Here is a 14,184-nt window from a genome sequence, read left to right as displayed (position 1 = left end):
GACTCCTGGGACAGCAGCGGTACCGAATCATGAACTTTAGCGGGATGAATCAGGATCCGCCGCCCGCGGGTTCACCTCACCGTTCCGCGCGGGACCCGTCCTGCGCCCGTTGGACAGCAGCCGGCTCCTCACACTACGGTAATCATCAGCACTACTGACGATCAGTAGTGCTGATGACAAGGAGTTGGGGCAATGATCCTCATCACGGGCGGGCTCGGTTTCATCGGCACGCACACCGCGCGAGCGCTGCTCGACCTCGGCGAATCCGTCGTGCTCGTCCAGCGCAGGGCCCCCGAGGTGCCCGCGCCGCTGGCCGGGGAGGCCGAGGGGCGGCTCGTCGTCGAGCGGGCCGACCTCACCGACCGGGCGGCGCTGCTCGCCCTGGGCGACCGGCACAAGATCACCGGAATCGTGCACCTGGCGGGCTCGATGCCCTGGCCGGTCGGCGCGCACGAGCCGGTCGAGGCGGTCGAGAAGTCCGTCGCGAGCCTGCTCAACGTCTTCCACGCCGCCACCGAGTGGCAGGTGTCCCGGCTCGGCCTGGCCAGCACCATCGGCGTCTACGGCGGCGTCGAGGCCCCGAGCCCGCTGGCCGAGGACCTGCCGCTGACGATGTCGGCCGGCCACCCGATCCCGACGTTCAAGAAGATCGGCGAGCTGATGGCCGGTCATCTGGCCGGGACCGCCGGGCTGGACGTGGTCAACCTCCGCATCGGCGCGATCTGGGGGCCGCTCGGCCACGCGCGTTCGCCGTTCTTCCTCCTGCCGCAGCTCGTGCACGCCGCCGTGCAGGGGGCCGCGCCGGACCTGACGAGCCCCGCGTGGGGCGCGTACGCCGGGGACGGCGGCGACCTGTGCTACGTCAAGGACTGCGGCCGGGCCATCGCCCTGCTGCAGACGGCCGAGCGGCTGCGCCACCGCACGTACAACGTCGCCACCGGCCGGATGACCACCAACGGCGAGGTCGCCGCGGCGATCCGGCGGGCCGTGCCCGGCGCGGACGTCGAGCTGCGGGAGGGCCGCGACCCCGCCGGCCCCGGCCGCGACCTGTGCCTCGACGTCACCCGGCTGCGCGAGGACACCGGCTTCGAGCCCGCCTACGACACCGCCTCCGGGATCGCCGACTACGTCTCCTGGCTGCGCGCGGGACACGCCCGCTGACCGGGCGCGGCACCGCGGCCCCCGACGGCCCCCGACGGTACCCGGCGGCTGGTCAGCGGCGGTCCAGGCACCCCTGCCTGCCCAGCAGCCGGAACGCCCGCGCGGCCGGCGGCGGCAGGGCGCGGTAGGACCTGGGGAACACCGCCCGTACGGCGGCGGGCCGGTCCGGGGCTCGCTGCTCGGCGGCGAGGTCACCGTCGAGGTCGCCGTCGAGGTCACCGGCGAGGTCACCGGCGAGGTCACCGGCGAGGTCGGCCATGGTGAGCGACGGGTTCACCACCAGGTGCTCGGCCACGATGCGCAGCGCCAGCGGAAGATATCCGCACAACCGCGTCATGCCTGCGACGGCCCGCGGCTCGGCGGCGATGCGTTCCGCGCCGGCGGCGGCGGCCAGCAGGTCGGCGGACTCGGCGGCGGTCAGGGTGCCCAGGGCGAGGTGGTGGGCGCCGTCCCGGGCGACCAGACCGCCCAGCCGGTGACGGCTGGTCACCAGCACCAGGCAGCCGGGGTTGCCGGGCAGCAGCGCGCGGACCTGGTCCGTGGAGACGGCGTCGTCCAGCAGGACGAGCATGCGCCGGCCGCCGATCAGGCTGCGGAACAGGGCCGCCCGCTCCCCCACGTCGCCGGGCAGGCGCCGCAGGTCCGGGGCGAGGGCCCGGACGAGCTGGGCCAGCGCCTCGGCGGGCGGCAGCGGCCCCCGTTCCACGTCGGAGCCGCGCAGGTCGAGGTGGAGCTGGCCGTCCGGGAACCGGCCGGCCACGCGATGCGCGAAGTGCACGGCGAGCGCGCTCTTGCCGACGCCGGCGACGCCGTCGATCACCGCGATCGCGATGGCGTTGCCGGAGTCCGGCATCAGTTCCGCCAGGCGGGCGAGCTCGGCGCAGCGGCCGGTGAAGCCCGGCACGTCGTGCGGGAGCTGCGCCGGACGCGGCCGCTCGGGAGGACCGGCCACGGCCAGCTCCCACAGCGCCACCAGGCGCGCGGTGTCGCCGCAGCACGCCTTGCTGATGGCCTCGACGGCCTGGCGGGGCGGCAGCAGCTTGCCGCTGAGGTAGCGCTGGAGCGAGGACTTGCTGCAGTGCGTGTGCCCGGCCAGCTGCACCAGCCCGAGACCGGAGGCGGCCTTGAGCAGGCTCAGTTCGGCCGCGAGCATGCGGGCGTGGATGCCGTTCACCACTGCGGGGCTCATTCGCCCGCCTCCTTTTCCGGGGTTCACAGGACGTTCCAGGCGCGGATGACCGGGGGTCAGGCGTTGGCGAAGTAGGCGTACAGGTCGACGTCGACGCTCACCTGCCCGGTGCCCTCGTTCTTCAGCACCACCGACCCGTCGGCGCGGACGGCGGCGATGGTGGACCCGACGGCGTCCTTGCCCGCCGGGTAGGCGACGACGCGGGCGGTCGAGGGCCCGCTCTGCGGCAGCACCGAGACGGTCCCGGCGGCCGAGCCCCGCGCGGCCACGGTCAGCGCGACCGCGGTGACGCCGGAGGCGGGCAGGCCGGTGAAGCGCACGGTCTTGGTGCCGCCCGCCGGGATCGCCAGGGCCCGTCCCGCCGACGTGGGACGGACGGCCTTGACCAGCGCGCCGCGCCGCTCGGCGGAGAAGTAGCCGGTGACGTCCACGGAGATCTCGGCGTTGTCGTAGCCGAGGTTGTGCACGTTGATCTTGCCGTCCTGGCCCGGTTTGACGATCGTGTGGAACTGCGTGGTGAGGTTCGCCGGGTAGTCGATGTTGGCGTCGACGGGGTAGGCGTCTCCGGCGGCGTACATCCGTACGGTGCCGGTCGACGGGCTCTTCAGGACCACGGTGAGGGCGACCTGGGCGACCCCGGTGGCGGGCAGGCCGTTCACGCCCGCGACGGACAGCTCGTAGTTGCCCAGCGCGGGGATGACCGTGTGGTCGGCCACCCGGGCGGGCGTGACGGGGAAGTAGGTGCCGCCCACGGCGGCGGCCGCCTTGTCGAGGGTGTGGCCGTGCGCGTCGAGCGTCACCTTGACGGGGCCCGTCCCGCGGTTGACCAGCTTGATCTTGCCGTCGGCGCCGACCCTGGCGATGATCATGGTGGAGGCGTAGCGGGAGGTGTCGTAGGCGAGCACCTTGCCGTCCGGTTCCTGCTCGTCGGAGGCGTGCACGGTGATCGTCCCGGTGTTGAAGAAGTCGCCCTTGGCGCTGACGTTGAGCGCGACGGACCGCACGCCCTGCGCGGGCAGCCCGGCCACACCCGCCACCTGCACGGCCATGGTGGAGTTGGCGCTGATCCGGACGTTGTCCAGGATCCTGCCCCGCGAGTGGAAGTACTGGTCGGGCCCCGGCCGGGGCGTCGCGCCCTGGGCGGCGGCGTCGAGCTGGATGCGGGGCGTGGTGGCGCCGGTGTAGGCGATCGCGCGCCCGGTCTCCTTGAGCTTGGCCTCCAGAGCCACGGGCCCGACCCCGGGGAACGCCTGGCTCAGCACCGCGAGCGCCCCGGCGACGTGCGGCGCGGCCATCGACGTGCCGCTCATGGACGCCCAGCGGTCGCCGGGCACGGAGGAGACGATGTCGCTGCCGGGTGCCAGCAGATCCAGCAGCGGGCCGCGGTTGCTGAAGGAGGACAGGACGTCGGCGTCGGTGGTGCTGCCCACGGCGACGGCCGACGAGACGCAGGCGGGGGCGGCCACCGCGTTCGGGGAGGCGTCGTTGCCGGCCGCCACGACGGTGGCGACCCCGGCCGCCAGCAGGGCGTCGATGAGAGCCTTGCGCTCGTCGATTTCGCAGGGCGCGGTGTACTCGCCGCCGCCCAGACTCATGTTGACCGCCACGATGGGCAGTGTCGCCTTCAGCGCCTGGACCTTCTCCAGCGCGGCCACCTGGGCGCTGACGAAGCTGAGCAGGCACGGCGTGCCGAGGGAACGGCAATGGACGTCGGAGTCGAAGCGGCTGAAGACCTGGATGGCCACGAGGTCGGCGCCCGGCGCGACCCCGCTCCCGCCGTCGCCGTCGATCCCTTCGCCGTCACCGGCGATGATCCCGGCCACGTGCGTCCCGTGGGAGCAGTCCAGCAACTCGTCGGAGCAGCCGCCGCGCTCGGCGTCGGCCGAGCCGGGGCCGTCCTGCTCGGGGGTGCCGTCGGGGCACAGGCTGGTGGCGGAGTAGTCGGGATCGGCGGGTGAGAAGCACGCCTCGGCCACGACGCGGCCGCCGAGGAAGGGGTGGCCGGTGGCGACGCCGGTGTCCAGCACGGCCACGGCGGTGCCCGCGCCGGTCAGGCCGGCCGCCCTGGTGCGGTCGCCGCCGATCAGCGGGACGCTCTGCCCGAGGGCCGGCGGCACCGGCCGGTCCTCGGACACGCTGAGCACGCCCGGCCTGGCGGCGAGCCGCTGGAGGCCCGCCCGGTCGGTCCGCAGGGTGACCATGGGCAGGCGGGACAGCGTCTGGAGCACCTGGCCTGCGCCGGAGCCGGAGACGGCGGCCAGCTCGTCGCGATCCCTGGTCACGACGTTGACCCGGAGCCTGCCTCCGGCGTCGAGCTTGCGGGCCAGTCCGGGCTCCACCCACGGCACCGCGTCCGCCCGCTGCCCCGCCTCCGTCCGCTGCCCCGCCGCGGCGGCCGGCGAGCCGGTCGCGACGGCGAGCGAGGAGAGCAGGATCGCCGTCAGGACGAGCACGCGGTGGATGGTCGCCGTGACGGTGGCTGATCGCCTCATGAGGCTCTCCTTCGGCGCGGGACGAAGATGCCCGCGCAATGTAAGCGCCCCCTGTTGCCACCCGTTTGCCAGCGACGTCAGCGCCCTTCGCGGCTGCCGATCCGGCTGAAGATGGCGGTCGACTCCTGGCGGGCGGCGCCGGCGTGCGCGGCCTCGCCGTTGCGCGACTCCAGGCGGGCCAGGACGGAGAGCGTGCGGGCGCGCCACAGCGGCAGCTCCAGCGTGTCCCACAGGTCGAGGGAGGCGGACAGCGCGGCCCTGGACTCGGCCACCGCGTCCTGCTCCAGGCGCAGCTCGCCGAGCGTCCGCAGGCCGAGCGCGCGGCCGAAGCGGTCGTCCTGGCGGGTGAAGACGCGCAGGCTCGCCTGGAGCGCCCGCTCGGCCTGCGGCAGGTCGCCCACGCGGATCCGGATCTTGGCCAGGGACTGGTCGGCGTAGGCCGTCCCGTGCGGGTCGGACAGGGCGGCGAACAGGCGGCGGGACTCGCGCGTCCTGGTCGCGGCGTGCCCGTACTCGCCCCTCGCCCGGTGCACCAGCCCGATGCTGCGCTGGAGCAGGGCCTGGCAGCGCAGGTCACCGATCTTCTGGTACGTCTGCAGCGCCCGGCCGAGCAGCCACAGCGCCAGCTCGTCGTCGCCGCGTTCGCGTTCCACGAAGCCCAGCATGTAGATGGCGTGCGCGTGCCCGGCCTGGTCGCCGAGGGCGGAGCAGAGCGAGGCCGCCTCCAGCAGGTCGGTCTCCCCCTCGGCGAACCAGCCGCCCTCGGCCCGTACCGTGCCCAGCCCGGACAGGGCGGCCGCCAGGTGCCGCCGGTCGCCGAGCCGCTGGAAGGCCCGCCGGGCCTCCTCGTAGGCGGCGACGGACTCGGCGAAGCGGTCCTGGGCGAAGCGGATCCGGCCCAGGCCGAGCATCACCAGCCCCTCCCCCTCCAGGTCGCCGGACCGCCTGACGGCCTCGGGGCCGCCGGCGCCGCCCTGCCCGGACCGGCCGCCGAGGCGGGGGTCGCCGCGCAGGATGTCCAGGCGCAGCCGTACCAGGGCGGGGCCGGGATCGAGTCCCAGCTCGTCGTTCAGGTGGGCGCGTGACCGTTCGAAGGCGTCCAGGGCCTCGGCGATGCGGCCGGAGCGGTAGAGCGCGAGCATCAGCAGGCCCACCAGCCGTTCACGGGTGGGGGCGGTCGCCACCTCCTCGGCCAGCGCGCCGAGGACCTGCCGGTGGCGGCCGAGCCGCAACGACGCCTCGGCGTGCTCCTCGATCGCCTCGCGCCGAGCCTCCTCCAGCCGGACGCAGAGCGTGTCGCGGGCGGCGCCGACGGCCGCCTCATCGAGCACCGGGCCACGCCACAACTCCAGCGCCTGCCGCAGCAGCCCGGCCTTCTCCTCGTCGTCGTCACTGCCCCCGGCCCGCTCCCTCAGCACGGCGAACCGGTGGGCGTCCACGGCCATGGGGTCGATGCGCAACCCGTAGCCGGAGCCGGTGGCGAACACCTCCACGTCGCTCCCGGCGGCGTCCGCGAGCAGGCCGCGCAGCCGGGAGACGAGCACCTGGACCTGCCTGCGCGCGCCCTGCGGCGCCCCCTCGGGCCAGAGCACCTCGGCCAGGCGCTGGAGCGGGACGACCCGGCCGGCCGACAGAGCCAGCACGCCGAGCAACAGCCGCTGCTGCCGCCTGCGCAACACCACCGGCGCCCCCGCCCACCGGAAGTCGACCGCCCCCAGCACCCGGACGCCGTCGTTCGGTGAATTGATCACCTCCCCATGATTGACCGACTGTCGAAGCCCACCGTCAACCGATATTCAACCGAGACAAATCCCGCGATTCTTCGGAAAACCTTTGGCATTTCCGAGTCGCGGCCGAGATCCGAATGAGACGAAAAGCCAATCACGTAAGGGGCAGGTCGCATTCCGCCACACCGGTTCGGGCGAGGAAGGCAGGGTCCGGCGCCCCTGTACGGCACGAACAGGGGCGCCGGACCGGCGATCGCGACCACATTGCGCCGATCGCCGGTCGCTGTTCAGGGTCGACGGGTCAAGAAAAGCTCTCCGTCCGCGCCCGCACCACGATCGCGGTCGCTTCGCGTACGGCTGAGAGCAGCGCCTCTCGCTCCTGCGCGACATTTCCCGCCCTCGCGCCCGCCGTCCTGTACAACTCCTCATAGGCGACCCAGGCTTCATGGACCACACGCAACCCTTCGGCGACGGCCCGGTCCACCGCGAACCGCTGTCGCAGTGTCACCGGCGGGTCGACCCGGCCTGTCCACTGTTCGAACCGCGCCTTCTCGAGCACGAACTCCGCGATGACCTCGATCTCGTCGTTGCCCACGATGTTGCTGCTGAGCATCTGAAGCGCGAGGTTGAGGGACACCGACGCGGTCGGGACCCGCAGCCCCTCGGGAGCCTCCCAGGCCGGCGGCAGCCCCTTGGGCCATTCCCAGTCTTCCTGCTCCACCTAGAGCCTCCTTTGCGGGAATGACGAGTTCAGCAGCCAACCCACGATGTTCGGCGAGTCGGAGGCCGGCACTGTGAATCCTCCTGCTTCCAGGATCCTCGCGCAGTACGTCACGCAGTTGTTCGACAGGTTGTCATGCGGGCCGAAGTTGTATTCGTCAAAGGCGCGTTGCGCATTCTGTGCGTTCCGCGCATCGCTGAGCGGAATCCTGACGACCGTTGAACCAGGGGTGTGTCTTCTTGTCCGGGTGGTGGCTATCGAAGGCAGTCCTGGCGCGGACCCTGCTTCGGTGTGCACCGTTTCACCCCCGTATGTGACTGCGATGGACACATGCCCTTCATAGTCGTCGAAGTACACGTCCGCATATCCGTTGCCGCAGTTGTGGACCAGAACCGGGGTGGCGCCCACCAGCACGTAGTACGTGTGGATGTCGGCGACGGTCAGGTTGTGGACGCGGGCCTGCGTGGTCTGGGTCCTGACGGCGGTGATCTGGACGTAGGTGCCGGCGGAGGTACGCAGGAACTGCCCGGGACGCAGGTCCTTGGCGTCGCGCCACGCCTTCTCGCTGTCTATCCAGAAGGGATGGCCGTCGGTGGCGATGATGTCGCCGGTGGCCTTTCCGGCGGCGCCGTCAGTGTCGACGGTGACGGTCACGAGGTTTTTCGAGCCCTGCCCGACGATGGTGGCCAAGATCGCCTTGGCCTCGGTGCGGCCGGTCTCCGGGTCGGTGGCCAAAACCTTGTCGCCGGGTATCAGCTGGTCGATGCGTTTGGCGGAGCCGTCGGCCAGCAGCACCTTCGTCCCGGGGACGAAACTGTTGGACAGACTGCAGGACCGGCCTCCGGACGGGTTCTTGCTGCGTTTGCCCGCGCGGGCTATCAGGCCGTCCAGGGCGGCGATCTTCTTGTTGATGTCGTCGATCTTGGCGTCGATGGCCTCGATGGCGCGGCGGGCCGCCTTGATGGCGCCCTGGACCTTTTTGTAGATCTTGATGCCCATCCGGACCCTGGTGGCCAGTTTCCAGATCAGGCCGCCGATCTTCTTGGCCGGCACGAATTCCAGGATCAGGCTGACGCAACTGCCGACGCTGCCGCCTAAACAGCCTTTTATGTCATCTATTTTCAGGAAATCTTTGATGAATCCGATGCCTGCGGCCTTCAAGGCTTCGAGCACCGCGTTCCGCTTGGCGATCTGCTGCTGTTGCTGCCGCTCGTTCTGTTGCGAGTCGCGGGCGTTGTTGAGGCGTTTTCTGGCGCCGTCCCGATCGCAGGGGCCTTCGCAGTCCGGGTTGTCGTGGTCCTCGCCCGGCGCGCAGGGGGGTGCGATGGAGTGGAAGCAGCCGACGCCGGTGCAGCAGGGTTTCTTGCCCGTGGGGTCGGCCAGGGTGGGGGGATTGTTGTTGGCGTAGTTGTAGCCGTTCATCTGCTGGGAGTCGCCCATCTGGATGAGCGGGTCGACGGAGATGAAGCGGCCGGTGAGCGGGTCGTAGCTGCGGGCGCCGAGCGTGGTCAGGTCGGTGCCGGCGTCGTTGATGCCGCCGACGAATCCGCGCTGGTGGTCCTGGGGCCAGGCGCCCTGGCTGCCGCGCAGGGCGCCGAAGGGGGTGTAGCGGCGCTGGCTGAGGGCGCCGGTCTCGGCGTTGATGGCCAGTTCGGCGGTGCCGTGGTGGTCGCCGAGGACGTAGGTGACCCCGGTGGTGGTCCGCATGGCGTTGCCGACGTAGCGGCTGGCCGTGGGGCTGGTGGCCCCCTTGACCAGGTGCACCTCCAGACCGGGCAGGTACAGGGTCGTGCCGTCCTTGTCGCGCCGGATGAGCCGCTCGCCGTCGGCGGTGTAGAGGAAGCGGGTCTCGCCCTTCTTGTCGTCGTTGACCTTGACGAGCTCGCCTTCGGCGTCCCAGGTCAGCGTCTGGTTGCTCGCCTGGGTGCGGCGCTCGACCGTGTTGCCGGAGGCGTCGTAGGCGAAGGAGGCGGCGCCGGGGACCGTGGTGAGGCGGTGGGCCTTGGCCGGGTCGTAGACGTAGGCGCGGTCCGACTGCTGGACGCCGCCCGCCGGGCCGGCGCCGTAGAGGGACTCGCTGCGGCGGTTGCCCGTGTCGTCGTAGGTGTAGGCGGCGCGGTAGGGGGCCGGGCCGCCCACGGTGGCGGTCGCGCCGGTGGCGGCGCAGGCCGCGTCGCCGTCCTGGGTCCAGGCCTCCGACAGGCGGGACAGCTCGTCGTAGCGGAAGCACTGGTTGTCGACGCCGTCGCGGGAGGTGTCCTTGATCTGGGTGATGTTCCCGGCGGGCTGGTAGGCGTACTGGGTGCTGCGGTCGGTGCCGGCCATGCCGAAGTGCCAGGTGGTGGCCTTGGCCAGGCGGCCGGTGCCGAACTCGTAGTCGAAGGTCTGGTCGATCTGCTTGCCGTCGCCGCCGGACTGCATGCGCAGGCCGATGACCCGGCCGGTCTTGGTGTAGTCGGTGCCGACGAGGTACGTCGACAGCTGGGACTTGGTGGAGACCAGGCGACCGAGGTCGTCGTAGGTGTAGGCGATGTTCTCGGCGGGCAGCCCGCCGACGGCGGGGCTGCTGCTCGCGGCGACGCTGCCGTCGAGGTTGTAGCTGGTGTCGAAGACGTACCCCTGGGCGGGCGCCAGGCCGCCCTCGACGGCGGGCAGGACCACCCTGCTGCGCTGCGGGCGGTCCAGGTTGTCGTACGCCTCCACCTGCGTGGTGTACCGGTCGTTGCCGACGATGCGGGTGGAGCTGGTGAGCTGGCCCTTGCGGACGGTGTCGTACACCCACTCGGCGACCTTGGTGCCGGGCGACGACGTGGTGGCGTCGTACTTGGCGACCATGCGGTCGAGCCCGTCGTACTCGATGCCGATCTTCTGGTTGCGGGCGTCGGTCATCAGGACCGGCCGGTCGAGGTTGTCGTAGGCGGTCTTCTCGACGCCGCGGTCGGGGTCGTTCGACTGCACCCGGCGGCCGAGCAGGTCGTAGCTGTAGGACCAGACCTGGTTGCCGGGGCCGGTCACCGACTCCTGCTGGCCGCGGTGGTTGTAGGCGAACTTGGTGACGACCGGCCCGGCGGCCGTCTGCTGCTGGATCTCACGGGTACGCCCGTGCACGTCGGTGTAGGTGGTGACCGGGGTGCCGCCGGACGGGGGGACGACCTTGGTCCAGTCGCCGCCGTACTCGTAGCGGGTGTTCCACAGCTCGTTGACGTCGCCGTCGCTGTTGCCGGACAGCAGCCGTTCGGACAGCAGCCGGCCGCGGCCGTCGTAGGTGTTCCACAGCTGCGACTCCACCGCGCCCACGGTGGCCACGCCGAACCGCTTGGGCTCGGGGTCGCCGTCGGCGTAGTAGGGCGCGAAGGTGTAGTGCACCTGGCCGGCCCCGTTGTAGACGCTGTCGGAGACGATCCGGCCCCTGGTGTCGCCGTTCTTGCCGGGGGCCTGCGACTGCCTGGGCCGCAGCCACCCGTCGAACAGCGTGTACGACGTCTGCTGGCCGCCTTCGCTGGTCAGCGTCTTCGCGCCCACGGCCACGATCGCGCCGGCGTTGACGAGGTACTGGTACTCGTTGTCGGGCGTCATGCTCGTCGTGCGGCCCGGCCCCCAGACCTTCGCGGTGCGGCCCAGCGCGTCCCGTTGCGCGATGGTCACCTTGCCGGCCGCGCCGGTCTCGCGCGTCGCCAGGCCCCACGCCGGGTCGAGCACCCGGGTCGTGACCATGGCCGAGTCGGGGTCGTCGGCGCGGGCCCGCGGGGTGGTGGTGACCACCTGCGTGGTGACGCCGTGCGTCTCGGTGTAGTCGGTTGAGGTGGTCAGCCCGGCGGCGTCGGCGACGGTCTTGGGGCGTCCCAGGTCGTCGTAGGTCGACCGGGCCATCACCTGGTAGCCGGTGACCGCGGTCGCCGAGGCGGCGTTCCCGCGTTCGGTCCTGGTCACGTCCCCGTGCACGGGCGCGGCCTTGAACGCCTTGTCGTCGTAGTAGGTGCGCGCGTCGGCGATCAGGTCGGTGAGCAGGTTCGGCGTGTCGGCGCAGCGGCGGGCCACCGTGGTCACCCGGGCCGGCAGGCGCAGCACCCGCGCCCCGTCGGCGGTCAGCTCGGTCCTGGTGCACTCCTCGTCGCCGGCGACGCCCACCTCGCCCTCGTCGTCGGTGGCCAGCGCGGCGCCGGTGGTCAGGTCGAACTCGGTCACGGTCGAGCGGGTCTGCTGCCAGGACAGGCCGACCAGGCCGAAGGTGCGGGTGGACCTGGTGCCGGTCAGGTTGGCGGTGATCGTGCCCCACGGGCGGGACCTGGAGGCCGTCTGGTGGTACCACGGCGTGCTGATCGACTTGCTCACCGGCACGCCGCCGGCCTTGTCGTAGGTCACGGTGCGCAGGGTCGTGCCGTGCAGGGATTCGTGGTCGGTGTACGTGCCGCCCTCGCCGTCGTCCACTGTGACGGCCTTGGTTCCGCCGGAGACCGCCGCGCGGTCGCCGTTCATGCCCTGGAAGTACCAGTAGTCGGTCTGGGACGGGGTGCCGCCGCCGGCCGCGCTGGTGGCCCCGCCGATCACCCGGACCTTGTCGAAGCCGCGCCAGTTCGACCACGTCTTGAACTTCTCCGGCGTGATGCCGTCGTCGTCGGCGTAGTGCCAGGCGGGCTTGCCGATGCTGTAGTCGTAGCGGGTGACCATGTCCGGGCCGCCGCCGGTCAGGTCGGTCTGGATCAGCTCCCGGACGACGTACTTGTGGAACCAGTCCAGGCTCGGGTCGGCGCCGCCGTTGGAGTTCTGCCAGAACGTCGGGAAGCACAGCCGCCGGTTGCTCGCCGGTTGCGGCAGGTCGGAGGGGCTGCAGTCCATCCCCGAGTAGGTGACGTCCAGCTTGCCGCCGGTCTCGTTCTGGATCGAGGCCACCCGCTCCTTGACGAACGGGCCGACGTCGTCGCCCAGTTTGTCCACCCGGTTGGCCAGCTGCTGGTAGACGAAGCTCACCGGCGGCATGGTGACCGGCGCCGCACCGGCGTGCCCGGTGTGGACGATGTCGGTGAGCTTGAGCTGCCGGTCCACGTCGGCGATGCCCCATAGGTGCTTGAACTCCCAGGAGTCCACGTCGCGGTGGCCGGTGCCGGCCGCGTTGACGACCTTGGTGGTGACCTTCGTCAGGCGCTTGCGGGTCCAGAAGCTCGGCGAGGCCGTCCCCTTGCCGTCCTTGCACTCGGTGCCCTCGTCGCAGTTCATGTCCCAGGGCACGTCCGGCCAGCGGACCGGATGGGCGGAGATGTCGGCGCACTCGGCCGCGGTCAGCAGGCAGCGCTCGGCGTTGGTGAAGTCGACCCGCGCGGGCGGCGTGGCCGGGAACAGGTCGCCGGTGCGCAGGCCGTACTGGATGGAGGTCAGGTAGCCGCCGCGGTCGTAGGCGGTGTCGTCGGCGGCGCGCAGGTTGCGGCCGTAGCGGTTCTGCTCCTTGGCGTAGTAGAAGGTCACCGCGTTGCCGTGGGTGTCCTCGATGTAGTCGAGGTTCCACCGCCAGGTCTGACGGCACCAGGAGTCCTTGAAGGCGTCCTTGTGGCAGGGTTCGCCGGCGTCGTCGCCGAACACCGGGACGTCCCAGGCGGAGTTCGTCTGGGGTTTGCCGGCGGTCCAGCCCGGCAGGCGGTTCTTGCCGAAGTAGTACTGGGTGCCGTCGGCGGTGGTCACGCGCCAGTACTCGTTGTCGTCGTCGCCGTTGGCGGTGTCGGCGGCGGTGCCGGTGAGGCGCTGGACCCGGGTGCCGTCGTCCCTGGCCAGGACCCAGGCGTCGGGGCCGGTCGGGACCAGCTCGCCGCCCGATCCGCCGAGCGCGAGCGTGGCGTTGTCGTAGGCCCAGCACTGGTCCATCGGCTCGACCTGGTAGGTCGGGTCCTTGGGGACGCCGTCGTCCTTGCAGGACTTGTACTTGCGCTCGATGTACCCGGGCGACAGCTCGAAGCCGTCGCCGAGCCAGGACGCCTGGTTGTTGGTGGTGGCGGTGCGCCCGTCGATGGAGGCGGCGGAGTAGTTGACCACCAGGTTCGGCACCAGCCCGCCCGGCACCGGCGGCACCCGCAGCGGGTAGGACCAGGTGAAGTCGCCCGTCTGCGGGCTGACCTGCCAGGTCGCCGACGGCGACAGCGAGGTGACGCCGAAGTCGCCCTTGTCCCCCGACGTCCCGGAGGTCACGGCCAGCACCATCGGCTCGGCGGCCAGGTCGACGTCGGCGCTGAGCGTCCTGGTCTCGGTGTCGTTGCGGCCCTTCAGCGGCACGGCCTGGCGGCACTCGGCCTTGTCCGGGCTGGTCAGGGCACATGCGGGCAGGGCCGCCAGGCGCACCCGGGAGCCGAAGCCGCCTCCGTAGGCTTCGGCGAAGGGGGCGTAGTCCACCTTCATCGTGACCTTGCCCGGCGGTCCCGACGTGCGGGCCGCGGTGAAGACCGGGCCGCCGACGCCCGCGCGCTGCGAGGCCGCGCGGTCGTGGGTCTGGATCCGCACCCGCCCGGCGGCGGAGGCGGCGTCGGCCGCCGTCGCGGACAGCGTGCCCGCCTTGCGGGCGGCGGCGGACGCCGGGGCGGCCGCCAGGTCCACCTCGACCGTGCCGGGCGCGGGCCAGGCGGCCACGGGGTCGGGGGCCTTCGGTTCGGTGATCCGTGGCTTCACCGCGGCGGGCCGGCCGGGCACGACCCGTTCCCGGTCGACGGGCTTGGGCCGATCCCGCTCGGCGGCGGCGCTCGCGGAGGGGAGCGTCGTCGGCACGACCATCAGGCCGACAGCGAGCAGCAACGTGAGGGCCGCGCGGAGCAGCCGGGACCAGGAAGAGCGACGTCGGCGTGCGGCATGGACGCGCATGCCGTACCTCCCAGGGAAGAGAGCGGAAGCGGCAGGAGGGACGGCGGGGGCGCCGGC

General features: G+C 72.0%; 6 protein-coding genes. 1 reads left to right on the top strand and 5 read right to left on the bottom strand.

Translation table 11 applies throughout. The features are described 5' to 3' along the window. Positions 1-192 precede the first annotated feature (192 nt). On the top strand, positions 193-1,161 hold the full coding sequence (locus tag ACFYUV_RS43710; protein WP_387680111.1) for an NAD-dependent epimerase/dehydratase family protein: 969 nt from the start codon (positions 193-195) through the stop codon (positions 1,159-1,161). A 52-nt stretch (positions 1,162-1,213) separates the two neighbouring features. Here ACFYUV_RS43710 and ACFYUV_RS43705 read toward each other — a convergent pair whose 3' ends face one another. From ACFYUV_RS43705 to ACFYUV_RS43685, 5 genes are all read right to left on the bottom strand, one after another. Then, entirely contained in the window at positions 1,214-2,350 is a 1,137-nt protein-coding gene (locus ACFYUV_RS43705; RefSeq protein WP_387680108.1) for a helix-turn-helix domain-containing protein, read from the bottom strand. Positions 2,351-2,406: 56 nt separating this feature from the next. Continuing rightward, positions 2,407-4,842 (bottom strand): S8 family serine peptidase, encoded by a 2,436-nt coding sequence (locus ACFYUV_RS43700; RefSeq protein ID WP_387680105.1) that lies wholly within the window; start codon positions 4,840-4,842, stop codon positions 2,407-2,409. Between the two features lie 77 nt (positions 4,843-4,919). Beyond that, positions 4,920-6,593, bottom strand: a complete 1,674-nt coding sequence (locus tag ACFYUV_RS43695) for a BTAD domain-containing putative transcriptional regulator (RefSeq protein WP_387680102.1) — start codon at positions 6,591-6,593, stop codon at positions 4,920-4,922. A gap of 277 nt (positions 6,594-6,870) precedes the next feature. Next, complete coding sequence (locus ACFYUV_RS43690; RefSeq protein WP_387680100.1) at positions 6,871-7,290, bottom strand: hypothetical protein; 420 nt, start codon at positions 7,288-7,290, stop codon at positions 6,871-6,873. Further along, a complete protein-coding gene (locus tag ACFYUV_RS43685) occupies positions 7,291-14,127 on the bottom strand; it encodes a polymorphic toxin-type HINT domain-containing protein (protein WP_387680097.1) in 6,837 nt (2,278 codons plus the stop codon). It lies immediately after the preceding gene. Between the last annotated feature and the right edge of the window lie 57 nt (positions 14,128-14,184).

The organism is Nonomuraea sp. NPDC003560 (assembly GCF_042878785.1).
GTDB lineage: Bacteria > Actinomycetota > Actinomycetes > Streptosporangiales > Streptosporangiaceae > Nonomuraea.
Note: the sequence above shows the minus strand (reverse complement) of the source record. Positions and strands in the feature narration are given on the sequence as shown.

Coding starts and splice junctions, on each gene's coding strand:
- ACFYUV_RS43710 (WP_387680111.1), top strand. CDS start 193: ATGATCCTCATCACGGGCGGGCTCGGTTTCATCGGCACGCACACCGCG.
- ACFYUV_RS43705 (WP_387680108.1), bottom strand. CDS start 2,350: ATGAGCCCCGCAGTGGTGAACGGCATCCACGCCCGCATGCTCGCGGCC.
- ACFYUV_RS43700 (WP_387680105.1), bottom strand. CDS start 4,842: ATGAGGCGATCAGCCACCGTCACGGCGACCATCCACCGCGTGCTCGTC.
- ACFYUV_RS43685 (WP_387680097.1), bottom strand. CDS start 14,127: ATGCGCGTCCATGCCGCACGCCGACGTCGCTCTTCCTGGTCCCGGCTG.